23 protein-coding genes are annotated in these 25,058 nt (G+C 41.1%); 7 read left to right on the forward strand and 16 right to left on the reverse strand.

The window, feature by feature from the left end:
* The first annotated feature begins 178 nt into the window (after positions 1–178).
* Positions 179–967, forward strand: coding sequence for a C39 family peptidase (locus MHI16_RS16110; protein ID WP_268466817.1), 789 nt, complete (start codon positions 179–181; stop codon positions 965–967).
* 60 nt (positions 968–1,027) lie between these two features.
* Here the strand turns inward: MHI16_RS16110 and MHI16_RS16115 are convergent, their stop codons facing one another.
* The 8 genes from MHI16_RS16115 to hprK form a co-directional block, all read right to left on the reverse strand.
* Positions 1,028–1,666 carry a DsbA family protein gene (locus tag MHI16_RS16115; protein WP_058013604.1) on the reverse strand — a complete coding sequence of 213 codons (639 nt, stop codon included), beginning with the start codon at positions 1,664–1,666 and terminating at the stop codon, positions 1,028–1,030.
* Between the two features lie 45 nt (positions 1,667–1,711).
* Positions 1,712–2,353 (reverse strand): NAD(P)-dependent oxidoreductase, encoded by a 642-nt coding sequence (locus MHI16_RS16120; protein WP_058013603.1) that lies wholly within the window; start codon positions 2,351–2,353, stop codon positions 1,712–1,714.
* 86 nt (positions 2,354–2,439) lie between these two features.
* A complete protein-coding gene (locus MHI16_RS16125; protein WP_003213266.1) occupies positions 2,440–2,868 on the reverse strand; it encodes an Rrf2 family transcriptional regulator in 429 nt (142 codons plus the stop codon).
* Positions 2,869–2,937: 69 nt separating this feature from the next.
* Positions 2,938–3,456, reverse strand: coding sequence for an acyltransferase (locus MHI16_RS16130; RefSeq protein WP_058013602.1), 519 nt, complete (start codon positions 3,454–3,456; stop codon positions 2,938–2,940).
* A gap of 1 nt (position 3,457) precedes the next feature.
* Positions 3,458–4,108, reverse strand: a complete 651-nt coding sequence (gene ppaX, locus MHI16_RS16135; protein WP_058013601.1) for a pyrophosphatase PpaX — start codon at positions 4,106–4,108, stop codon at positions 3,458–3,460.
* Positions 4,105–5,049 (reverse strand): nucleoside recognition domain-containing protein, encoded by a 945-nt coding sequence (locus tag MHI16_RS16140; protein WP_058013600.1) that lies wholly within the window; start codon positions 5,047–5,049, stop codon positions 4,105–4,107. The genes ppaX and MHI16_RS16140 overlap by 4 nt, the downstream gene beginning before the upstream one ends.
* A gap of 19 nt (positions 5,050–5,068) precedes the next feature.
* Positions 5,069–5,893 (reverse strand): prolipoprotein diacylglyceryl transferase, encoded by an 825-nt coding sequence (gene lgt / locus MHI16_RS16145; protein ID WP_058013599.1) that lies wholly within the window; start codon positions 5,891–5,893, stop codon positions 5,069–5,071.
* 11 nt (positions 5,894–5,904) lie between these two features.
* A complete protein-coding gene (gene hprK, locus MHI16_RS16150) occupies positions 5,905–6,837 on the reverse strand; it encodes an HPr(Ser) kinase/phosphatase (protein WP_058013598.1) in 933 nt (310 codons plus the stop codon).
* A 178-nt stretch (positions 6,838–7,015) separates the two neighbouring features.
* Between hprK and nagA the strand changes: the two genes are divergently transcribed.
* From nagA to MHI16_RS16165, 3 genes are read left to right on the forward strand one after another with little or no spacing between them, the layout of a single operon-like run.
* Complete coding sequence (nagA, locus tag MHI16_RS16155; RefSeq protein WP_268466821.1) at positions 7,016–8,206, forward strand: N-acetylglucosamine-6-phosphate deacetylase; 1,191 nt, start codon at positions 7,016–7,018, stop codon at positions 8,204–8,206.
* Entirely contained in the window at positions 8,206–8,931 is a 726-nt protein-coding gene (nagB, locus tag MHI16_RS16160) for a glucosamine-6-phosphate deaminase (protein WP_268466823.1), read from the forward strand. The genes nagA and nagB overlap by 1 nt, the downstream gene beginning before the upstream one ends.
* A 24-nt stretch (positions 8,932–8,955) precedes the next feature.
* Positions 8,956–9,681 carry a GntR family transcriptional regulator gene (locus MHI16_RS16165; protein WP_268466825.1) on the forward strand — a complete coding sequence of 242 codons (726 nt, stop codon included), beginning with the start codon at positions 8,956–8,958 and terminating at the stop codon, positions 9,679–9,681.
* 29 nt (positions 9,682–9,710) lie between these two features.
* On the opposite strand, the gene MHI16_RS16170 is transcribed toward MHI16_RS16165, so the two are convergent.
* The 5 genes from MHI16_RS16170 to MHI16_RS16190 form a co-directional block, all read right to left on the reverse strand.
* Positions 9,711–13,568: a metallophosphoesterase gene (locus MHI16_RS16170; RefSeq protein ID WP_268466827.1), complete on the reverse strand. Its 3,858-nt coding sequence runs from the start codon at positions 13,566–13,568 to the stop codon at positions 9,711–9,713.
* A 94-nt stretch (positions 13,569–13,662) separates the two neighbouring features.
* On the reverse strand, positions 13,663–14,049 hold the full coding sequence (locus MHI16_RS16175) for a phage holin family protein (protein WP_012011384.1): 387 nt from the start codon (positions 14,047–14,049) through the stop codon (positions 13,663–13,665).
* Positions 14,050–14,244: a PspC domain-containing protein gene (locus MHI16_RS16180; protein WP_044139369.1), complete on the reverse strand. Its 195-nt coding sequence runs from the start codon at positions 14,242–14,244 to the stop codon at positions 14,050–14,052.
* A gap of 6 nt (positions 14,245–14,250) precedes the next feature.
* A complete protein-coding gene (locus MHI16_RS16185) occupies positions 14,251–15,342 on the reverse strand; it encodes a DUF4097 domain-containing protein (protein ID WP_058013593.1) in 1,092 nt (363 codons plus the stop codon).
* Positions 15,343–15,353: 11 nt separating this feature from the next.
* Positions 15,354–15,689, reverse strand: a complete 336-nt coding sequence (locus MHI16_RS16190) for a hypothetical protein (RefSeq protein WP_012011387.1) — start codon at positions 15,687–15,689, stop codon at positions 15,354–15,356.
* Positions 15,690–15,886: 197 nt separating this feature from the next.
* On the opposite strand from MHI16_RS16190, the gene MHI16_RS16195 reads away from it, so the two are divergent.
* Positions 15,887–16,117, forward strand: coding sequence for a hypothetical protein (locus MHI16_RS16195; protein ID WP_058013592.1), 231 nt, complete (start codon positions 15,887–15,889; stop codon positions 16,115–16,117).
* Between the two features lie 31 nt (positions 16,118–16,148).
* Here MHI16_RS16195 and uvrA read toward each other — a convergent pair whose 3' ends face one another.
* From uvrA to MHI16_RS16210, 3 genes are all read right to left on the reverse strand, one after another.
* Complete coding sequence (gene uvrA / locus MHI16_RS16200) at positions 16,149–19,025, reverse strand: excinuclease ABC subunit UvrA (protein WP_058013591.1); 2,877 nt, start codon at positions 19,023–19,025, stop codon at positions 16,149–16,151.
* Positions 19,026–19,032: 7 nt separating this feature from the next.
* Complete coding sequence (gene uvrB / locus MHI16_RS16205; protein ID WP_050944300.1) at positions 19,033–21,018, reverse strand: excinuclease ABC subunit UvrB; 1,986 nt, start codon at positions 21,016–21,018, stop codon at positions 19,033–19,035.
* Between the two features lie 295 nt (positions 21,019–21,313).
* Positions 21,314–21,559, reverse strand: coding sequence for a CsbA family protein (locus MHI16_RS16210; RefSeq protein WP_012011392.1), 246 nt, complete (start codon positions 21,557–21,559; stop codon positions 21,314–21,316).
* A gap of 284 nt (positions 21,560–21,843) precedes the next feature.
* Here MHI16_RS16210 and MHI16_RS16215 point away from each other — a divergent pair, with 284 nt between their 5' ends.
* Together MHI16_RS16215 and MHI16_RS16220 are read left to right on the forward strand one after the other, a co-directional pair.
* Entirely contained in the window at positions 21,844–24,375 is a 2,532-nt protein-coding gene (locus MHI16_RS16215) for a PEP/pyruvate-binding domain-containing protein (protein ID WP_058013589.1), read from the forward strand.
* A 90-nt stretch (positions 24,376–24,465) separates the two neighbouring features.
* Positions 24,466–25,038: a TetR/AcrR family transcriptional regulator gene (locus MHI16_RS16220; protein WP_058013588.1), complete on the forward strand. Its 573-nt coding sequence runs from the start codon at positions 24,466–24,468 to the stop codon at positions 25,036–25,038.
* Positions 25,039–25,058 lie beyond the last annotated feature (20 nt).

The raw sequence follows: 25,058 nt of genomic DNA on the forward strand, positions 1-25,058 counted from the left end.
TAATATGATAATATGCTAACAAAATAAAGTGATTAAATCAATCATTTTTATTTTCTCTCTATTTTCATGAAAAATTTGTGGAATTATTACATTCAAGTGACACCTGTCCCTTTTCTATATGTTCGATGAAAGAACGTGCTATAATACATAAAAATATTGAATAAAACAGGAGATTACAGTGAAGTTCATCCAGACATTAATCTTAACTTTGTTGTGCGCATGCCTTGTTTATTTCGGCTTTATATACGTGACACAAATCGACCAAGTCAAAAAGACAGCTTCACCACACGAAGCAGCCAAAGAAAACGATACAGCACTCGCAGCTGAAGAAACACGATCAACGAAAAAAACAGACACCACCTATTCTTCCTTAAAAGGAAGCAAAAAAGCCATGGACGTCATCCTTTACAATCAAATGGATGCCCCAAAGCTTTATAATGGATGCGAAGTTACAAGCTTAGCGATGCTTCTTCATTACAGCGGCTACGAGCAAGTGACGAAAGACGCTTTGGCAAATGAAATTAAACGTGTTCCACTCAATTATGAAAATGGCTTAAAAGGAGACCCACATGACGGATTTGTAGGCGATATGGAGAATGGACCAGGTCTTGGTGTATACCATGAACCTATTTATCAGCTTGCGAAAAAATATGCGGGCGCTCAAGTCGTCGATTTAAGCGGAAAACCTGTCAAAAAGGCCATCTATCAATCACTTGAAAAAGGGTATCCTGTTTGGGTGATTACCACATCCACCTTTGACAAAACAGATAACATCGAAACATGGAATACACCAAATGGCAAAATAGATGTAAGCTTTAATATGCATAGCGTGGTCATCACAGGCTATGACAAGGAACATGTCTACTTAAATAACCCATACGGAGAAAAGAATCAAAAAGTCGATCGCGACCAGTTTGAAGATTCTTGGGAACAGATGGGCAGTCAGGCGATTATCATTAAAGCATAGAACAATTTTTCTTTGAAAACATGAAAAACCATCCTCTATCCGAATAGAGGATGGTTTTTTTCATGGTGATGCTTCTATGATTTCCTTCAGGCGCTCCTCAAGCTTTTCAGCTGTCATCGCTCCTCCGCCTACATTGAAGTATTCATCCCCTTTTTTTAATATAAGGGTAGGGTAGCCATTCACTTGAAGTTGATGAACCTTCTCAAAGTCGGCATACGCATCATTGATGACTTCATTTGTTTTCATTCGTTCAATGACGATATTAGGATCAAGATGATGTGCCAGAGCGATTTCCTGATACGTTTCATCATCGCTCAGGCTTTTTCCGTCTTGATAAAAAGCCTTTTGCATCGATGCAGCCAAGTACAATGCACGATCTGGAGCAACGGATCTTAATGCTGAAAACCCAATGGCTGCAGCCTCAGAGTCTAAGACAAATGTCCCGTTTGCTAGCAGCTTCTGATAACGTTCACCAAACTCAACGCCAGTTAGCTGACTGATCCGCTGATTCGCTTCTGATATATGTGGATATTCCTTTATTGGAAGACTTCTTTCTCCTACAAATAAGCCGCCAGATACTAGCGTCAGTGACATTTCAGGATGATTCTCATGCAAAGTACGGATACTGTTGGAAAATCCATAACACCAGCCACAATACGCATCCCATACATAAATGAGAGACAATTCTTGATCATTCATACGTTAAACTCCTTACTCCTCGTTTTTTAGCGGCAACGAATTGATTTATTCTGCTTCAGATACAACAGTAAAACGTTCTCCAACATGGGCAGCCTGCTCCATTTCATCGACAAGCGCAATAGCGTAGTCAGCATAGCTCACATAGCTGTCACCTTTAGAATTGACAATCAGCTGGTCTTTCCCTTTCACATAAGAACCTGTGCGTTTGCCTGCTGGATCAAAGAATGCAGCAGGGCTGAGAAAAGTCCATTTTAACCCTTCGGTTTGTTGAAGGTCTTTGAGGTTTTCACCTTGCTGTGAAGCAGTCGCCATATACTCCTTTGGAAATTCTGGTGTATCGACAAGTCTTGTTGTTTTGGCTTCATCAACAAAAAGACTGCCCGCTCCGCCCACAACGATTAAACGCGTATCGGGTACTTCTTTCAAAATATCAATCAGCTTTTTCCCTGCCTCTACGTGAAGGTGTTCTTGTCCAGCAGGTGCGCCAAATGCATTGACGATGATATCAAACCCTTTAATGTCTTCTGCTTGTAAATGAAACACATCCTTCTCGATAACAGCTACCGATGAATCTGTCACTTTTTTCGCATCTCGAACGATGGCTGTTACCTCATGTCCTCTTGATAGAACCTCTTTTACAATTTCCTGTCCTGCTTTACCTGTAGCGCCAATAATACCGATTTTCATATGAATTCCTCCTGTAAAATGATGTTATTCGATAAACAAATGTGTAACCAATCCAGTTACAACAGAGGTAAAAAAAATTGAATAGATCATCCAATTTTTTTGATTAACACCTGCGTTAGTTCACTTAATTTGATCTCAGCAAGCACTTGCTCCATCGCACTTTGAGCGCGGCACAAGATTAACTCAAGCACAGCTTGGATATTTGCACCAATCGGACAGTCAGGATTTGGGCTTTCATGGATTTGAAACAATTCTCCCTCATCCACCACTTCAACCGCTTTATACACATCAAGCAGCGTGATATCGTCTTCACTGCGGTTCAGCTGAGAACCGCCTTTGCCAAGACTCGTTGAGATTAGGCCTGCTTTTTTTAATTTACTCATAATACGGCGGATGACCACTGGGTTGGTATTCACACTTCCTGCGATATCCTCCGATGTCTGTAATGATCCTTTTTCAAGTGATAGCAAGGCCAGAATATGGACAGCGACAGTAAATCTGCTGCTGATTTTCATGTTTTCTCACCTCTGTTGTAATCATTATAGTTACACCACAACATATTGTCAACAAAAAAATCTGCCGAGCTACTCAGCAGACTTAGATTGACGTGCTTTCATTTCTTCTTTCGTATAAATCATGCGCATTGGATTTCCTCCAACAAATGAGCCTGCTGGAACATCCTTATGTACAAGTGTACCAGCCGAAACGATCGCTCCATCCCCAATAGTCACACCAGGTAAAATGGTGGAATTGGCTCCAATTAAGACTTCATCACCAATATAGACTTCCCCAAGTCTGTATTCTTTAATCAAATACTCATGGGACAAAATGGTCGTATTATAGCCAATGATAGTATTTCGACCGACTGTGATTTTCTCAGGAAACATGAGGTCAACCATGACCATTAAGGCAAACGCTGTATCTTCGCCGACCTTCATACGAAGAAAGGTTCGGTATATCCAATTTTTCATTCCCATAAAAGGCGTGTACCGTGCGATTTGAATGAAAATAAAGTTTTTCACCACTTTGAAAAAAGGGACTGTCCGATAGACTTGTCTTAACGAATTGACCCCTTTTACAGGATAACGATCTGTTTTTCTCAACTCAATCAGCTCCAACAATCGCCAGAAGATCACTCATTTTCTTTAGCATAAAATCAGGGCGATGCTTTAAAAGGGCTTCTTCTCCCTTAATTGACCAAGCAACACCTGCTGTTTTTGTCCCTGCTGCTTGACCAGACAAAATATCGTGATAATTATCGCCGACCATGACCGCTTCATGTGGATCACTGCCAAGCTTGGATAATGCCAGCTGGACAGGCTCCGGATGCGGCTTCTCATTTTGGACATCATCGAGCGTCACAATCACTTCAAAAAATGGCTCTAAACCGGTCAGCTTCAATCCCATTAACACTGTGTCACGTATCTTTGTTGTGACAATTCCAAGCTTAAATCCTCGATCCTGCAAGACTTTCAATGTATCTAAAACAGTCTCATATTCAGTCACGAGCAGATCATGCTGTTCATGATTAAACGTACGGTACATCTGAATCATGTCATCCGTTAGATCAGGGTCCATCGCAGAGAATGTATCAAATAATGACGGACCAATGAAATGAAGGATCTCTTCACGGCTGTACTGACCAGGGTAATAATGATCAAGCGTATGTTGAAATGAAGCAATAATTAATTCATTCGTATTGATTAATGTGCCATCTAAATCAAATAGCACGGTGTTAATAGTTGATTCGTTCATATGGCTTCCTTTCTAACAGCTGCGAGATCGCGCTTTCGCCAAATATAGCTAATGGCAGCTGTTAATAAAATAGCAGATATCAAACGGATGACAAGAAGCGGCCACACAGGAATCCCAAGTGGAATAAATATCAACGTATCTTCGACCACTGCATGGCAGGCAACGAGGAAAATGAAAGCAAGAGTTAAATCCTTTTTACTCACGCCGTCCTCTTCCACTGCCTTCATCATCACGCCAGCTCCGTATGCCAGACCAATGGTTAATCCAGCGACCATCGTCATCGACGTATTTTCTTTCATTCCAAGCATTCTCGTAAATGGAGACAGCCACTTAGACAGCGTATGGAGCCATCCTAAATCTCTCATGAATTGAATGATGATCATGAGAGGGATGACGATACAGGCGAGCTGGAGCACACCGAGTACGGCTTTTTGTAAAGCGACAAGGACAATCATGTACCAGCTGGAAGGCACATCAGCCGTTTGGGCAGCCGTCAGCAGTCCATATTGTGCCGGCTCCTGGCCTCCCTGCCAAACGAGATGAATGACAATAGCCGAAACAACAGCAAGACTGATTCTGACCAGCAAAATGACAGACACTCTCAGTCCAACCTTTGCTGCCACTGTCGATTCGATGATCAGGTTATGACAAAAGGACAGCATCACGGCCAATATGAACACTTCCTTCACAGGAAGATCTAGTGTCAAAATGGCGGCTATGCCCGCATACAAGTTCAGCACATTTCCTAACACAAGCGGAATGGCTGCTTCTCCTGAAAGACCAAACAATCCCATAAATGGCCGTATGAATTGAATGATCCAATCCATAACAGGCGTATGCTGCAAGATACTGACGAGAATGGTAACCGGAAAGATGACTTTTCCAAGTGTCCAAGTTGTCGATAGCCCTGCTTTTAAGCCGTTTTTCCATGTCTCCCGCATCCTTCTGATCCCCCCTGCTTTAATTCGATGAGTTGTTCTCTTTATACGGAATCGATGCGTGACCTTTTATTCTTCTAAAGATGATCAGCAGAACAGCCACTGCAAAAATGGCAATCGAAATCATTTGAGCGATCCGAAGATGTTCTGTCAGCATCAAACTGTCCGTTCTCATACCTTCTATGAAGAAACGACCGATTGAATACCAAATTAAATAAGACAAGAAGATTTCGCCTCTGCGCATCAATGTTCTACGTAATAAAATCAAGATCACAACACCGGCAAGATTCCATAATGATTCATATAAGAACGTTGGGTGATAATACGTCCCATCAATATACATTTGATTAATGATAAACTCAGGCAAATGCAAATTCTCTAAAAAGGCTCTTGAAACAGCCTCACCATGCGCTTCCTGATTAATAAAGTTCCCCCATCGTCCAATGGCCTGCGCTAGTAAAATACTAGGTGCTGCTACATCGGCTATTTTCCAGAAGGACACCTTTTTCACTTTTGTGAAGACGATCGCTGTCAGCACAGCACCTATCAGCCCGCCATGAATAGCAATTCCGCCATGCCAAATCTTAATGATTTCATTTGGGTGCTGCTGATAGTAATCCCATTCGAAGGATACATAATAAATTCGTGCACAAATAATCGCTATTGGAATGGCAAATAAGATTAAATCAATAAACGTATCTTTATTGATTCCTCTTTTCTCACATTCTCTTAGTGCGAGCCAGAGTCCTAGTAAGGCTCCGACCCCAATGATCACACCATACCAATGAACCGAAAGAGGTCCGAGCTGAAAAGCAATCGGATCAATTGGCTGAATCGCTTCGTTCATATAGACAACTCCTATTCATCTTGGCCATTGTCTTCAATGACATCGGCTAGTTTACTTGTAAATTGTTCCGCCGCATTATGTCCCATGCGTTTTAACCTGAAGTTCATCGCAGCCACCTCAATGATAACCGCTAAGTTTCGACCAGGGCGGACAGGAATGGTCAGCTTCGGTACATCTGTATCGATGATTCGCATCTTCTCTTCTTCAAGTCCTAAACGATCGTACTGTTTGCCTTGTTCCCAAAGCTCAAGGTTCATCACAATTGTAATTCTCTTATAGCTTCTGACAGCCCCAGCTCCAAATAAGGTCATCACATTAATGATGCCTAATCCACGGATCTCTAAAAGATGTTCAATCAGCTCTGGTGCGCTTCCGACTAACGTATCCTGATCCTCTTGACGGATTTCCACGCAATCATCTGCGACCAGCCTGTGTCCTCTCTTTACTAATTCTAAGGCTGTTTCACTTTTTCCTACTCCGCTTTTTCCAATTAACAATACACCTACACCATATACATCTACGAGCACGCCATGAATCGCGGTTGTAGGTGCAAGCTTGCTTTCTAAAAAGTTGGTCAAACGACTCGAAAGTCTTGTCGTTTTTAGGCTTGAACGTAACACAGGTACACCATTTTCATTTGAAGCTGCAATTAATTCCTTCGGCACTTCACGATCTCGTGACAAAATAATTGCAGGGGTAATATCAGTACAAAGAGACATCATTCTCTGCTTTCGTTCGCGTTCTGGGAGCTGTTCAAAAAAAGAAAGCTCTGTTTTCCCTAAAAGTTGAACTCTTTCTTTTGGGTAATATGTAAAATAACCAGCCATTTCAATACCTGGTCTGGAAAGATCACTGATTGTAATGGGACGATTAATCCCTTCTTCCCCACTTACCAGTTCAAGATGAAATTGTTCCATTATGTCCTTCGTACGAACTTTCGGCACGCTTCTTCCTCCTTTTATCACAGGCGATTCAGAAATACAGCTCTATTTTATCACTTTCAATGATGATCCCAAAACAGTATTTTATCCTGATCCTGTTTTCCGTTCATCAACTGGTATAGACAACTATACTTAAAAAGGGTAAACTAAGTCAAAGACAATGACTAAAGGGGGCACAATCATGAGCAGCTCTTTATTGCTCTCCAATATTCATATTGTGACAAAGACTGAAATGATGACAAACGGTTTTGTCGGTTTACGCGACGGCAAGATTGACTATATTTCAACATCACCACCGACAGGAAATTATGAAAAAGTATATATTTCCCGGGAAAACTTTTATTTACTTCCCGGAATGATTGATATTCACATCCATGGTGGATATGGAGCAGATATGATGGATGCGACATCAGAAGCCATGAATACACTCGCTGCTAACTTACCATCAGAAGGAACGACAAGTTTTTTAGCCACAACTATCACTCAAAACCATCAGGAAATAGAGCAAGCACTTAAAAATGTCGCCCAGTGGAAACAATACAATGAAGAACAAGCAGGCGTTCAGGCACAATGTTTAGGTATCCATCTTGAAGGTCCTTTTATTTCTAAAGATAAAGCAGGGGCACAGCCTGTTCAATGGATCAAGCAGCCCGATCACCCTCTTTTTGAAAAATGGCTGGATGATTCTGAACAGCTTATTCGAATTGTCACGTTCGCACCTGAGGAAGACCCTGACTTTGCTTTTCTTTCCTTGTTGCAAGAAAAAAATATTATTCCTTCTATTGGACATACGAATGCCCATCATGACATGATTGAATTAGCAGCAAAGCATGGTGCACGCCATGTCACACATCTTTATAATGCACTGAGTTCGTTTCAGCATCGTGAACCAAACGCTGTAGGAGCTGCTCTTACGAACGAGGATCTTCATACTGAGCTGATTACGGATGGGATACACTCTCACCCACTTTCCATCAAGCTTGCCTATTTAGCAAAAGGAAGTGATCGTTTAATAATGATCACTGACTCGATGCGCGCAAAAGGACTCGGGAATGGCACGTATGAGTTTGGGGGCCAAACAGTCACAGTCAGCGGCGAAAAAGCTTTACTGGCAGACGGTACACTAGCAGGATCGATTCTGCGCATGAAAGATGGCGTCAAACGGATGAAACAGATCACACATTGCGAATGGACAGAGATCGCAAAGATGACTTCAACTAATGCAGCCATTCAGCTAGGACTGGATCAGCAGCTTGGTTCGATCGAAGTTGGAAAACAAGCAGACCTTGTGATCTGGGATGAGTCTGGCGAACTAATGATGACGATCTGTCATGGACAAATCGTCTTTGAGAATAAGGAGGCCAACCACTAATGAACATCATTGAATTTGAAGATAAAAAACAATTAGGGAAAGAAGCAGCAGCCCTGATCGCGCACACAATCGCTTCTAAACCAGATGCCGTGCTCAGCCTGGCAACGGGCGGTACACCTCTTGATACGTATCAAGAGTTAATTCACCTTCATCAATCACAACAATTGTCATTCAAACAAACAAAAACAGTCAATTTAGATGAATATGCAGGACTTGAGCCAGATCATGAAAATAGTTATATGACCTACATGAAACGTCATTTATTTGATCATATTGATCTTCCACAGGATCAGTATTTTCTTCCAAATGGCGCTGCACCTGATTTAGAAAAAGAATGCTTAAGATATGATCAGCTTATTCAAGATATAGGCGGCATCGACCTTCAGCTTCTTGGAATTGGTCAAAATGGACATATTGGGTTTAACGAGCCTGGTACCCCATTTAACTCAAAGACTCATGTCGTGCAACTAGATGAAAACACACGGCAGGCCAATGCAAGATACTTTTCTTCTATTGATGAAGTGCCTACACATGCCATCACCATGGGCATTGCAAGCATTCTTTCTAGTAAAAAGATTCTCCTTCTTGCATCAGGAAAATCAAAAGCGAAAGTGATACAATATTTAGAACAGACTGAGATACATCCAGACTTCCCAGCATCTGCTCTGAAACTTCATGAAGATGTGACGATTTTGATTGATCGAGAAGCTGGTTCACTACGCTAAAGCTAAACACGAGAGGATTTTCACATGTTTATTGATAAGCAGTCACCTATTCCGATGTACCATCAGATTATGGAGAACTTGAAAAAACAGATTGAGGATGGAACATTAGCACCTGATACACTCATTCCTTCTGAAAGAGAATATGCCGAACGCTTTGGTATAAGTCGAATGACTGTCAGACAAGCCTTATCGAACCTTGTGAACGAAGGATATTTGTATCGACAAAAAGGAAAAGGCACCTTTGTGAGTCGAAAAAAATTTGAACAGCCGCTTCAAGGTTTAACAAGCTTTACAGAGGATATGCGTCAGCGTGGTCTTAAAGCTTCAAGCCAGCTGATTGATTTCAAAAAAACCATCTGTCCAGATCACTTGCTGCCTGTCTTACAACTCTCAAATGGCGATGCTATATTTGAACTCAAACGGATACGCCTCGCAAATGATGAACCGATGGCGATTGAAACGAGCTATATCCCTGAAGCATTTGCCGGAGATTTAACAAGGGAACATTTAACTGGCTCTATATATGAATATATAGAGACTCAAACAGGCCTTACAATTGCTCATGCAAAACAAGAGCTTGAAGCGAATGTTGCTTCAAATGAAGAAGCACATGTGCTGTCTATTTCAATAGGCGATCCCGTGCTCTCAATCGCAAGAACGACTTATTTTCAGAATGATATTCCATTTGAATATGTCCTTTCCGTTTATAGAGGAGATCGTTACAAGCTGATTCATACAATGGAAAGATAAACAGTGCCCTTATAAAAGGAGCACTGTTTTTATTTCCTAAGAAATGTTGCTTCACGATCATCTTTTGTATGAATTTTCCATATCGGCGAAATCGCTTTTCCTTGAAAACGATCTTTTGCTACGGTGTACCAATAATAATCTTCGTTTGGCTTTAAGCCTTTCCACTCAAAGCTTGCTTTTTTGCCGCTTCTTACGCCACGCGCCTCTCCTATCAAAACATTTGTGTACACATTGAGTTCAAAATAGTTGGTTTTGACAGATTTCATTTTCGGCGTCAAATCCACATCGATTGAAAATTCATCTTGATCTCCATACGTTTTAGGATCGTAGAAATGCTCTTGATTCATGTAAGGTGAGTATGTCGTAAAATGAAGCTGGTTTTTTTCTTGATCGGCTGTTATCAATCGCATAAACCCTTGTCCCCCTTCAGGTCCTGACTGATAATCAGCGAGTATTTGATATACTTTCCGGTCTACTTTACCATCCTTGTCATCGTCAAGCTCATCTACTTTCCTGCTCGCTCCGTGATAGTGTCCGCTAAATACCGCCACTATATTGGGATGGCGCTTCACCACCTGATGAAAGATGAGGTCACCAATCGGACTGCGGTTTCCACTGACCAACAAATACTCATGGAAATTTAAAATGACAATACGGTCTGGATGCTCAGAAATCACACGGTTCAACCAATCAATTTCATCTTGCTTAATCCCCCAGCCCATGTATACCATCATATAATCATTGCCACCGGCAGAAATGAGATCATAATGACCTCGATTGTTTTGATAGGATTCACCATAATACGGTTTATTTGCAAAACGTTTCTCACCGAAATATTTCCCATATTCCGCATAAAAACCGTCCTTATGTCGAACATCATGATTTCCTGCTAAAACGCCATAAGGAATCTGATGCTCATCTAACACGCGCATAAAGGTATCAGCACGATGCCATTGTTTATCTTTTGAATCATCCACAATGTCACCTGTATGGAACACATATTGAATGTTTAACTTTTCTCTCTGGTCTCTGATCCACTCGACCATTTGTTTAAAGATATGAGGATAGCTCTTTGCATAATATTGTGTGTCAGACATCCAAACCATCTTATATGGCTTTTGCGCTTTACTGATTTCATCCTGTACAAGCAAATCAAACGTATGATTCTTCATGTACTGTCTGACTGACAGCAGTCCTTTCAGGTAAAATTCCTTCTGATCCTTAGCAAAATGATGAGTGATTTTATCCCACTTTTCTTGCTGATGATTCCATGCATACATGGTTACCTTTCTACCTGATAATGAACTCCCTTTCCACATCGCCTCGACGACATCCTTTTCACGTACATCTTGATCAACCTTGATTTGAAAACGATGATAGGGAAAACGATGTAAATCCTTCGTTTCAACTGACTTACCATCAGCAAATGCAATGCGATTTCGTTCTTGATTAGAAAAAATCACTTCTCCTTTTTCAATAAAGCTCTTTGGCGGTTCTGTCTCCGCTGCATATTTCAAAATCTTCATTGATGGATGGAGTGATGTATATTGATAGGCACGGTAAAAGGAATAATCCAGCTTATCATTCGTTGGATCCTTGGTGAGCACAGTTTGCTTAGACGATTTCATTTTTGTCTTATCTGCTACACGTTCTGGTGGCTCAGGGTGCTCATGTACCGTCTTGAATTCCTTTTTCAACGTTGACATGTTTCCTGCGGCATCTTTTGCTTTAATTATCAACGTGTGCTCCCCTGGGTTTAATTCGCTAGAGGACGTCTGGTATGGCAACGAAATTGGCTTGCCATCTACATATGCTTTCATCTCTTCTATGTCACTCCAACGATCCGTTACCTTTGCTTTTAACGTAAAGGCTCCTTTATATGGATCCTTTGTTTGGACGTTGGTTTTAATTTTTGGCCCCGTATTATCGACCATCACACGTACAGATGCATGCTCGTCTGAGGTTTTGGCCTCAATCAGGTGCGGTCCCTCTTTCAACCTTCTTGTATCCCACTTCATATACGTTGAAACATAAGCTTCTTTTGGTATGTCAAATTGAAATGTTCTGACCTTTTTGGCGTTACCGCTGTCTCCCATTCTCCATTCTTTTTGCGGCTTTGCATTGATTGGAGGAATCTGAGTTCCATTCGACAGAATCATCCGAACGTTTTTTAGTTCAAAATCATCGTGATTCTCGCCAGGCAGCCGGTCTACTGGAGAAGTCTTCGTTCCAGCATAGAAGGAGATCGATTGGAGACCTGCTTTTTTCATCTCTGCTTCTGGTATTGGCATTGTATAGGTACGATACACTTTTGTCGAATCATCAAAAATAGAAAGTAAGTGCTTACCTATGGACACACCATTTTTAAAATATAAATTTGTCCCTTTGACATCAAATGCAATATATGGATCTGCTTCAAGGGCGGAAAATACTTGCTGATTCCGCTTTCCATCTATCAATAATTCAATGCTTTTTTTCTGATCAGACGTCGCCTTTAATGGAAATAATCCTGAAACCGTATCTCCTTCTTCTACATTGAATCGAAGGCCATGAGCTTTGCTAACTTGCTCCACATCAATCATTTTTTTCATCGTCATTGCTGTATTTTCACCGTCTGACGCTTCAAGCTGATATTCCAATTGTTCTTTACCAATCAACTCAGGTGAGTAAATAATGTGATGAAATAACCGGTCGTTATGATCTTTTTGAAGCAGTATTTCCTTGAAATCATCTTTCCGATTTGTTCGATAGCGAAGCTTGACGGTTTTGACGACCTGATCATCCTGTACATCTGCTTTAATCTCTATGCTTTCAGTTGGTTTTACTGGTTTTTTCACTGTCATATCTTCAATCACAGGTTTATGGATATCCTGAGACATTTCTTTTTTCTCAGATGGAATTTGTGCTTTTAGCACTTTTCCAGGCGTAGGCTCTTCTTCAATTTTCGAGATCAGCTTCATTTGCGAAGTACCGTCCATTGGATATTTGAACAGCAAAGATTTATGCTCACTAAACCATGAAGGTTTCAAGCGAAATGCTGCTGAAGAAATCTCCTCCCCTATATTTGTTGTGATGGAAACAAGACGAGATTTAGAGTTGGACAGCCCTTTGCTTTCGATGACAGATACATCCTCTCCCTCTTTTAATTCACTTTTGTACATGGCATTGAAGTCCGCTATAGTTAAATGCTCCTGCCCTTTTTTCCTCAGCCAGAAAACATACGGTTTTCCAGGCGAAAGAGTAACTGGATGTGTGTGAAAGGAATACACATCATCCATGTCGGTTCCTTGTGCAGGATTGCGATAGCGAAGCTGATAATGTTTAAGAGAGATCGGCTCATGTGTTGTGTTATATACCTCAATAAATTCAAATGCATCTTTGCCTTTGCGATTTTTTGAATTGACCACAATTTCTGTGATGACTAAGTCCGGAATGCGTGAAAGATCCTCTTCAAATCCATTTAAGTGGACAGATTGTTCTGCCGTTTTGATCACGGACTTTTGCGTAAGAAACTCTGTATAGTAACGAACGGTTGAATTCCATAATTGATCTGGTGGAATTTTCGCTGTAAATTCTGGCTTCATACCTGGCAGCCGTTCCATTGGGATCAAACGGTACCCTAGCTCATCACTTTGTTTATAATACAAGTTCGCAGACAAAATTTGTTCCGCATCCGTAATAGACGCACGAAACTGGAGATCACGACTTTTTTCCCCTAGAACTGGACGGACATCCACATGAAAGGGATCAAAGATAAAAGGAGAAAAAGGCTTGTCCTGTATATTAACTTGTGTTTGAATAAAAGGCCCTGCTGAAGCAGGCTGATTGAAACAAAAAAGAATGATAAAAAAACATAAAAGCATGATTTGTCTGCTCACGTTCACCATCGTGCACCGCCTCCCTTCGGATATTGTGTCTCCTGAAGGAAGTTTTTATGTCAGATGAAACGGAGAAACGATACAAAATGGGTCAAAAAAACCGTTAGCTTTTTTTCGCTAACGGCTCCACAATTCCTTTTTGTATTAACAGATGGAAAATGGATAATATGACAGCCATCCAAATGGCCGTTCCAAACCCATCAATGTTAAAACTGTCGCCCATAAAACTTGATGTCATCATAAGTGTGATAGCATTAATCACAAATAAGAACAATCCTAGTGTAAGGACGGTTACTGGAAGCGTTAAAATGATCAAAAACGGCTTCACTAAAATATTGAGCAAGGATAAAATGATACTTGCCACAATGGCTGCGCCAAACCCTTCAATATATACGCTCCCAAGCCCTGGCAGAATGCCTGAATCAAAATATCCAGCAATGACGATTAAAAGTAATGCATTTACTAAAATACTGACGATCCATCTAAACATTTAGTTAGTGCCTTCTTCCGGAACAACAAAATACCAGATGAAGTAGACTAGGAAAATTGGCATAAATGCTGTCATAAATCCGATGATGACCGTTAAAATGCGAAGCAAGGATGCATCGACACTTAAGTATTCGGCAAGTCCACCAACAACACCCGCTATTTTTTTATCTGTTGCTGAACGATAAAGCTTCTTCATGTAGAATCACTCCTTGTCTGATTGGTGCTTCACTTGTATTGAACCTGTTTTTGTTTCTGCAAAAATGGATATACTGTTCACTGCCTGTTGATTGGCTTTGATCATTTTCTCTTTTTGTAATGTCTCATTTTTCTCTTTAATCATCTCTGCATCAAGCAAATCGTGAGAAATAGACCCAAGATTGCTTTTCAGCTCAGCGGTCACTGCACACGCACGCGGGATCTGGACGTCCACACTGCCTGTTGTCGTTTTCGCATAGATGGAACGGCACTTCTCATCCGACAGCTGAACAGCAATATTTCCGTTAAAGCTTTGGGCATCAATTGATTCACTTTTCCCGCGCAGGTCAATAAGCCCATTAATGGTTTCTACTTCAATCATACCACACTCGTGATCCGCCAGTTTAATTTGTCCGTTTGCTGTTTCAATTCCAACCTTTTCCGCCTGTAAAGAGGCAAAAGAGACAACACCATTGGTGGTTTTCGCAGCAAGTTCTTTTGTCTTTAGCTTTTCCCCGCGAATCGGACCATTAAACAGCTTAACCTTGATTTTATCGTATTGGATACGCGGTACATATAAAGTAACATTGACTTTCATTGTCTTCTTTTCGGTCCGGATAAAAAATTTATCCCCTTCGAGGCCGCAGTCCAATTGATTGAGAAATTGCTGTCTTGCCTGCTCTCCGTCTTCTGCACGGTAGATTTTCGCATGGCACTCTGCTCGAATATCGCCATCATCCCAAGGCATCAGATTGAGACTGCCATTCGCCAATTGAATATCTAAGTGAGTGAGTGAGGCGTCTTTGAACTGAAAAATGTGCTCAACGTCGACCGACTGTCCAAAGTTCAAATCAAGATCTACGTCTTTCACCTTTTTCACCGCAGAATCTAACCAGCCAAACAGCTTTGCACCAAGATTTTCGGTACCAGTTCCTTTGCTCTCTGCGCCAGCTTTTTCTTCATGAAAGGTGTGATCAGTCGTTGATTTTTCTAATGAAACAGACGGGCTTTCCTCCAGTTTTTCAAGCAGCGTAATCGCTTCTTTTGCCGATAATGTCCCGTCTTCTACTAATTTTAAAATGCGTTCTTTTTCATTCATACAAAGCCCTCCTACGATTTGATGGATTGAAGTACTTTAATACCTTGAATGATATTCCAAATGACAGAGATCAAAAAGCCAATAGCGACTAAAAAGGACAAGATGAGCATCGTGATCACTGGCATGAGTGAGTCACTTGCCTGTGTCGACAATAAAAAAGGGATAGACCCAAAAACCAGCAACACGCACGCTGCGACTGGCAAAACATGTGACCATAATGCCCGCAACGCGTGCCGTTTCGGTTCCTTTTGGTCGACTACAAAATATGCCACAATCGGTACAATAAACGGCATAAAAAAGACACTAAAATAACAAATTGATGCAATGATCGACTGATCTCTATTCATATATATTCGCTCCTTCATGATGAAAATTCCTTTCTAACTCATACGTTTATTGCGTATCAAAAGTTTCAAAATCATTCGATTTACATATGACCTTAGACACAAATTACATCTTTTTGCACCTAAGTGTAGATTCTTCACGGATTACCCTTTAAAATATGTTGAAAAGATGGTGATTATCATTATAGGGGGTAATTATTTTGACAGATCATCATAATACTAACCACACGGCTCAAACGCTTTTAGACCTTATACAGAAACAAAAAAGCATGAACAGCGATATGATCAGGGAGCTTGAGACCATTCATCCGTCTCATCCAAAGTATGGTGATATCCGTTATTTAAAAGTACTGCTCGACAGCAGCAGCACGCATATTTTAAAGGATTTAACGCAAATCAGTCATTTAGTGCCAAAGGAAGATGCGCAATAAAACAAAGCCCCCTCTTAAAAGAGGGGGTTTTTTATGATGAAGTCACACTTTCTGTTTCTTTGACCAACTGTTTCATTCGTTTACGGTCACGCTCTAAAACAGGCTTTAAGTATTGACCAGTGTAAGAAGCTTTTTCTTTTGCAATCTGCTCAGGAGTTCCAGAGGCAATGATCGTTCCGCCGCCTGCACCGCCCTCTGGTCCGAGATCAACGAGGTAATCAGCAGCCTTGATAATATCAAGGTTATGCTCAATCACTAGTACCGTATCTCCGTTTTCGACCAAACGCTGAAGTACTTTTAATAAACGGGCAATATCATCCACATGCAAACCTGTTGTCGGCTCGTCTAAAATATAAAGAGACCTTCCGTTTGAACGGCGGTGAAGCTCAGATGCCAATTTCACACGCTGTGCCTCTCCTCCAGACAATGTCGTCGCAGGCTGTCCAAGTGTAATGTACCCTAGTCCAACATCAAAAATCGTTTGAAGCTTCCGCTTAATTTTCGGGATGTTCTCGAAAAATTGGAGTGCGTCCTCCACGGTCATTTCAAGCACATCAGCAATGTTTTTCCCTTTATATGTGACCTCAAGTGTTTCGCGGTTATACCGTTTCCCGTGGCATACCTCACAAGGCACATACACATCCGGTAAAAAGTGCATTTCGATTTTAATGATGCCATCTCCGCGACACGCCTCACAGCGGCCACCTTTGACGTTAAAGCTGAATCTTCCTTTTTTATACCCTCGTACCTTTGCTTCATTCGTTTGTGCAAACACATCCCGCACATCGTCAAATACACCTGTATACGTGGCAGGGTTAGATCTCGGCGTACGACCGATTGGAGATTGGTCAATATCAATCACCTTATCTAATTGATCCATTCCTTTGATTTCTTTGTGCTGTCCTGGCTTCGCTTTTGCTCTGTGCAGTTTTTGCGCAAGTGATTTTAATAGAATTTCATTCACAAGCGTACTTTTCCCTGAACCAGACACCCCAGTCACAGCTGTAAAGACACCTAGTGGGAACTTCGCATTGACGTTTTTCAGGTTGTTTTCTTTTGCACCTTTGATCTCAATATAGCGGCCGTCAGGCTTTCTTCTTTCGATCGGCAACGGGATAAATTTCTCTCCAGATAAATATTGTCCTGTTAAAGATTTCTTGTCCTTCATGACTTCTTCCGGCGTTCCAGCTGAAATCACTTCTCCTCCATGAACTCCTGCTCCAGGTCCAATATCAATCAAATAATCAGCGGCTAACATCGTATCTTCATCATGCTCTACGACAATGAGGGTATTCCCGATGTCGCGCATGTTTTTCAATGTCCCGATCAATCGGTCATTATCACGCTGATGCAGACCAATAGATGGTTCATCTAATATATAAAGAACACCTGTCAGCCTTGACCCGATTTGAGTCGCCAGACGAATCCGCTGGGCCTCTCCTCCGGATAGTGTGCCAGCCGATCGGCTCAATGTAAGGTAATCTAATCCCACATTATTTAAGAAGGACAAGCGCTCATTGATTTCACGTAAAATGAGCTGAGCTATCTGCAAATCTTTCTCAGACAACTCGATTTCACCATATAAATCAAGGGCATCAGAAACAGACAAATCAGTGATTTCCCCAATATGTTTGCCATTGATCAGAACCGCAAGCGTCTCTTTTTTCAGACGATAACCTTTACATGTCGGACATGGCTGGTTCGCCATATATTTTTCCATTTGCTCACGAATATAATCAGAGCTGGTTTCCTTATAGCGTCGTTCAATGTTACGAAGAACACCTTCAAATTCAATTTCATTTTCACGTACCTGACCAAAATCATTTTCATATTTGAAATAAATCCGTTCAGAGCCGCTGCCATATAAAATTTTATCGAATAAATGCGACGGTATATCTTTCACTGGAATGTCCATGTCAATGCCGTAATGGGTACATACTGCCTCAAGAAGCTGAGGATAGTATTGTGAGCTCTGCGGCTCCCAAGGGGCAATGGCATGCTGTCGTAACGTCAAATCCTTATTAGGAATGACAAGCTCAGGGTCAACTTCTAGTTTAGAGCCAAGCCCATCACAGCTCGGACAGGCACCAAAAGGACTATTAAATGAAAACATTCTCGGCTCAAGCTCACCAATAGAAAATCCGCAGTGCGGACAAGCATGATGTTCACTGAATAACAGCTCTTCTTGTCCAATCACGTCAATCATCACACGGCCTTCACCTAGTCGCAGCGCCGCTTCAAGGGAGTCAGACAGCCGAGCCGCAACGCCTTCCTTCACCACGATTCGGTCGATCACGACTTCAATGGAATGCTTCTTGTTCTTTTCAAGCTCGATCTCTTCTGACAGATCTCCCATCTCTCCGTCGACTCTTACTCGCACATAGCCTTGCTTTCGAATTTGATCAAGTACTTTGACATGTGTCCCTTTGCGGCCAGATACGACCGGCGCAAGCACTTGCAATTTCGTTCTTTCTGGATATTCTAAAATACGATCTGTCATCTGCTCAATCGTTTGGGACGTAATTTCAATCCCATGTATTGGGCAAATCGGTTTCCCAACTCGAGCATACAAAAGACGTAAATAATCATAGATTTCTGTAACGGTTCCCACTGTTGATCTAGGGTTCCGGCTCGTCGTCTTCTGATCAATACTAATCGCCGGAGAAAGACCTTCAATGGCATCTACATCCGGTTTATCCATTTGACCGAGAAATTGACGCGCATACGCTGAAAGAGATTCAACGTACCTGCGCTGCCCCTCTGCATAAATGGTATCAAAGGCAAGAGACGATTTTCCTGAACCAGATAAACCCGTGATGACCACTAGCTGGTCACGCGGGATATTCACATCAATATTTTTAAGGTTGTGGGCTCTAGCACCTTTCACCTCTATTCGTTCCATAGCCATCAGGCAATCATCCTTCCGCTTTTAGCTCTAGCAATAGATCTCTTAATTCTGCTGCTTTTTCAAAATCAAGCGCTTTTGCTGCATCTTTCATTTCCATCTCGACCTTTTCGATCACTTTTTCTCGCTCTTTTTTGCTCATTTTTGACAGCTTTGGTGCTGCATTTGTTTCATATTCTTCCGATTCCTCATGTATCTTTGTTGCTTTAATGGCATCTCTAATTTTCTTATGGATGGTTTGCGGAGTAATTCCATATTTCTCATTATACGCCTCTTGCTGCTCTCGTCTTCGCTTCGTTTCTTGAATCGCAATATCCATTGATTTGGTCATTTTATCTGCATACATAATGACCCGGCCTTCTGAATTTCTCGCTGCCCGGCCAATCGTCTGGATAAGGGATCTTTCAGAGCGTAAAAAGCCTTCTTTATCTGCATCTAAAATCGTCACGAGCGACACCTCTGGAATATCCAGTCCTTCACGAAGAAGGTTGATTCCCACAAGCACATCATATTTTCCGAGACGTAAATCGCGAATAATCTCAATCCGCTCAAGGGTCTTAATTTCTGAATGAAGATAATTGACCTTGATTCCGATCTCTTTTAAATAATCTGTAAGATCCTCAGACATTTTCTTCGTCAGCGTCGTCACGAGCACACGCTCATTTTTCTCAACCCGCGCATGAATTTCTCCAATTAAGTCATCAATTTGACCTTCAATTGGACGCACTTCAATAATCGGATCAAGTAAACCTGTTGGACGAATAATTTGTTCCACAACCTCTGGGGTTTTCTCAAGCTCATAAGGACCCGGAGTGGCAGATACATGCACAATATGGTTAATATGCTTTTCAAACTCATCAAAGGTGAGCGGTCTGTTATCAAGTGCTGAAGGCAGACGGAATCCGTGATCAACCAACACTTGCTTTCTTGCTTGGTCCCCGTTGTACATCGCGCGGATTTGCGGGATCGTCACATGTGACTCATCGACAACAATCATAAAATCATCCGGGAAATAATCAAGCAATGTGTAAGGTGTTGAACCAGGAGGACGCAAGGTCAGGTGCCTTGAGTAGTTCTCGATTCCTGAACAAAAGCCCATTTCTCTCATCATCTCAAGGTCATATCTTGTCCGCTGCTCAAGGCGCTGCGCTTCTAGCAATTTCCCATTATCTCGAAGCTTTTCGAGCTGCTCCTCAAGCTCTTGCTCAATATTAATAATCGCTTTTTCCATTTTTTCTTCTCTTGTGACGAAGTGAGATGCTGGGAAAATAGCCACATGTTCACGATCACCGAGTATTTCTCCAGTGAGTGCATCCACTTCACGAATACGTTCAATTTCATCACCGAAAAACTCCACTCTGATACAATGCTCATCACGTGAAGCAGGGAAAATTTCAACGACGTCTCCTCGTACTCGGAAGGTTCCACGCTGAAAATCTATATCATTACGAGAATACTGAATGTCCACAAGCTTACGAAGAAGCTGATTACGTTCAATCTCCATTTCAGTACGTAAAGACAGCACAAGCTCTCGGTATTCCTCTGGCGAACCTAAGCCATAAATACAGGAGACACTGGCAATGATGATGACATCTCTCCGCTCAAATAACGAGGACGTAGCGGAGTGTCTCAGCTTATCAATCTCATCATTGATGCTGGCATCCTTTTCAATAAATGTATCAGTCTGAGGCACATACGCCTCTGGTTGGTAATAATCATAATAACTCACAAAATATTCGACAGCATTATTCGGAAAAAATTCCTTGAACTCGCTGTATAGCTGGCCGGCAAGTGTCTTGTTATGTGCAATGACAAGTGTCGGTTTGTTCACTTCTTTGATCAGGTTGGATACAGTAAAGGTCTTTCCCGTACCTGTAGCACCTAACAGCGTTTGATGCTGTTTCCCCTGATGGATGCCCTCGACAAGCTTTTCGATTGCCTTCGGCTGATCTCCTTGGGGCTGATAGTTAGAAACTAATTCAAAGCGGTCACTCACATCAAAGCCTCCGTTTCGTTACGAAATCTATCTAATGAATATATTATCATAAAAGAACACAAAAATACGAACTAAAGTTCGGCTCTTACTTGATTTTTATTTCCAATACAGTCATACCCTCTCTTCAATGGCAAATAACCCTCTTACGAAAACCTTCCTTTCAGTATGGAACATTTTGGTGAGAGATATTCGATGAGCAGAAAAAGAGAAAAAAAAGAAAGCTGCACTCACTAGAATTCGTAAGCACAGCTTAAAAAACGTCATCTTTCGGCCTAACACGCTCTTGATGATGACATCAATGATGTTTTTCAGCCTTTTCTCTCTTTTCAATTTCTTTTTTAGCCATATATAATGCACCAGCTACTAAAGAAATGATATCTAATCCCACAATAAAGTAGGTTTCTGTATAGCCCTTCATGTACGAAGCAAATAAAAGCGCTGCTGTTAATGCAATGCCCACATAATGATTATAAGTAACCTTTGAAAATAAAATAACGAGCAGGAAAGGAAAAACAAGTGCAAAAATGGCTTTTGTAATCACAAAAACCCTCCCTCTTCATGGTCTACTCCCTTGATTATAGTAAAGTTTGGCATATTGAACAATTCACAGTTTTCAATTTCACCTATTTTTCTTTCTGCTCGGAGACTTTTATTATAGATATAGAAGGAAATTAGTGAGAATGTCCCCTTTGAAAAGATAGGTCTTTCCGTCTTTGACAGTAACATCCAATAAATCCTATGATTAAAATGATAGTGCGCACTATCATTTTAGAAACGATAGAGAGACAGACAAACCATTGGCTATTTGGATAAGGGGGCATTCCCATGTATTCAGTTTTATTTCATGCGGCTGAAGAATCCGCAGCACTCGCAGGGGCAAAGGGCCTAAATTTAATCAAATTAAACAATCACGGCCTACCAGTCCCAGATGGATTTATTATCAAAACCAACAGCTTTTCAAGCTTTCTTTCATATCACAACCTGCATCCAACTGAACAAAACCTTGCTGACAAAATCAAAGAAGCATCGTTTCCTTCTCAAATGGAAGCAGAACTCCTTTCGTCCTTTCAATCATTGCGGAAGACTTATCCCTCAGTTGCAGTCAGGTCCTCTTCTGTTGCAGAAGATCTCGAAGGCGCCTCATTTGCAGGACAGTACGAAACTTATTTAAATATCAAAACAAATGAGGAATTCTTTCAGGCTGTCAAAGAATGCTGGTCTTCTTATTTTGGAGCGAGAGTGACAGAATATAAGGAAGAGATGGATGAAAACGAGGAAGAGATGCCGCTCATGGCTGTTGTCGTTCAAGGGTTGATTCATTCTGACGTCTCCGGTGTCATCTTTAGCGAGAATCCCGTAACAGGAAAAACCAATGAAATGATGCTGACAGCAAGCTACGGACTAGGAGAAGCAATCGTCTCTGGGCTTGTGACACCAGACACATTTGTTATAGACAAAGAGACACTTTCTATTGAAAAATCACTTGGAATGAAAGAGCTGCAAATTATTCCTTATCAAGAAGGTGTCATTGAACAAGCAGTGACGGAGGAAATGGCTGGTCAGTTTTGCCTGAATGATGACCAATTAGTAGAAATCACGCAAATCACCAAACAAGTAGAAGCACTTTATGGCCATAGCGTGGATATCGAATTTGGAATAGCAAATGGCACATTTTATTTACTCCAAGCCAGACCGATTACCGCAGCCCTCTCAAAAGCAGCAGATGAAACAGCGGGTGCTTCTTTTCAAATGCAGCCAGACGAGCTGCAGGATTTCTGGATCTCAATGGACGATCATATGCCGGGCCCAACAAGTCCTCTCTTTTCAAGTCTGATCATCCCAGCATTAAAAAGCGGTATGAAGAAAAACGGTGAAAAATATCAAGTGCCTGATCTGAATATTAAAGATATCAAGCTTTATAGAGGTCACCTGTATTCATCACCGTCACTGCCTGAAGCGAGTGCAGAAGCTGCACCAGTATTCGATGAGAGTATATTTGAGTTATTTCCGCATTTAAGTGAACGTATGTATGAGATTTTAGAGGAAAATTTCTTTCCCTTTTACGAAAAACTCGATCATAAAATGAAGGAACCGCTGACCATTGAAGAAGCCATCATCGGATTTGAAGAATTAAAGACTTTTTATATACAAGCATATGATGATCATTTTGATATTGTCATACCTCAAGTCATTTTATCGGCTATGATTGAAGACATGCTTGTGACGTATACTGGTGATCAATCACAAGTGATCCTGCTGCATGAGATGATGATAGGCGTGATGAACAAATCTCTTGAAACAGACAAAAAGCTATCTGATTTTGCAAAGAGTGTCCTTCAAGATAATGAACTTCATCAAGCATTTATGAACCATGAAAAGAATCCAGAGCTGCTTGATGCACTCACTCAATCGGAAAAAGGCAGACACTTCATTTCGACAATAAAGGAATTTCTTCAAGTCTATGGCTGGAGATCTGTTAAAAGTCATGACCTTACGGAAGAGACATGGATGGAAAACCCTGAGTTTATACTAGATATCATTAGAAACAACATTCAACACCAAAGTGATTTTGATGAAGAATTTGCACAAGCCGTCATCAAAAGACAAGAGACATATGAACATTTTATGAGCCAAGTGAAGGATGAAGCGTTTAAAACGAAATTTGAGACACTTTACCAATTTGCTCTACAGGCTGCTAATATTCGTGACGATCATCACTTCTACATTGATGCCATGTTAGATGCTAAAGCCAGGGTATACCTATTGAAGATTGGTGAACTTCTTGTACAAAAAGGAGCGATTCCTCATCAAGAAGATCTATGGTATCTCTACGATGAGGAAGTACACACAGCTCTCACAACGTCTACAACATTTAATACAGTCATCACACAAAGAAAAATTGACATGAAAGATAATGAAGCCATCCAACCACCAGCTTATATGGGCACCCCAACTGAAGCTGAATTGCAGCAAGTAGAAAGAATGCTCGGTTCATTAAGAGAAAATGAAAACAACACAAGCGATGTGATCTATGGAATTGGTGCATCTAGCGGTATTGTTTCTGGAAGAGTAAAGGTCATTACATGTGCTGAGGAATTCTCACAATTCCAAAAGGATGATATTTTAGTTTGCAAAACAACCACACCTTTATGGACGAGCTTATTTAGAGATGCAAAAGCAGTCATCACCGATGCTGGGGGCATTTTGTCTCATTCGGCTATTATCGCTAGAGAATATATGATGCCAGCTGTCCTAGGAACCCGAATAGCGACTGAAACACTTCAATCCGGTGACCTTGTGACAGTAGATGGGAGCAATGGACGCATTCAGATATTAAAACAGCATGCACGTGTCTAACTTTATCGTTTTGGATCATATTGGCGGTCATAGGTTTTATCGGTATACTTACTTTGTTGCAAACACATTCATAACCTGAGGTGAGTATGCTTGTTAAAATCTACAAATCAACGAATCATTCGCGCAACAATGGATTTATTGACTGAAAAGGGCTATCAAAAAACCACAACCAAAGAAATAGCCGCAAAAGCGAATGTCAGTGAAGCAACAATTTTCCGCAACTTTAAAAACAAACGCGGAGTTATTGCTGCCATTATGAAAATGAAATCAACACCGACGAAAACCTTAGAAGCAGAATTCAAAGGCGATTTATACACCGATTTAAAGTTTCTCGGTTCCTATTTCCTTGAGGATTTAACTTCAAAAAAAGAATTCATTTATATCAGCATGCGAGAACCGGCTATGTTTAAAGATCTGACTAGTCATGAAAAAGTTTATCCTCAAGAACTAAGAGAAATGCTGATACAATACTTCAAAAAGATGAGCGCTCAGCATCATGTCTTAAAAGGAAAAGAAGACATTTATGCAGACATTTTCATTAGTACGTATTTTGGTTTTTTTATTCAGCAGCTAGAGCAAGACTTCCAGCTCGTATTAACACAAAAAGATGATTTTATTGAGACATACACACACATTTTCATGAGAGGAATTTCTCCCGCTTAAAGGGTGGAATTCTTCTTTTT

Origin of the sequence: Bacillus sp. FSL K6-0923, from assembly GCF_038630825.1 — a bacterium.
Taxonomy (GTDB): Bacteria; Bacillota; Bacilli; order Bacillales; family Bacillaceae; genus Bacillus; species Bacillus pumilus.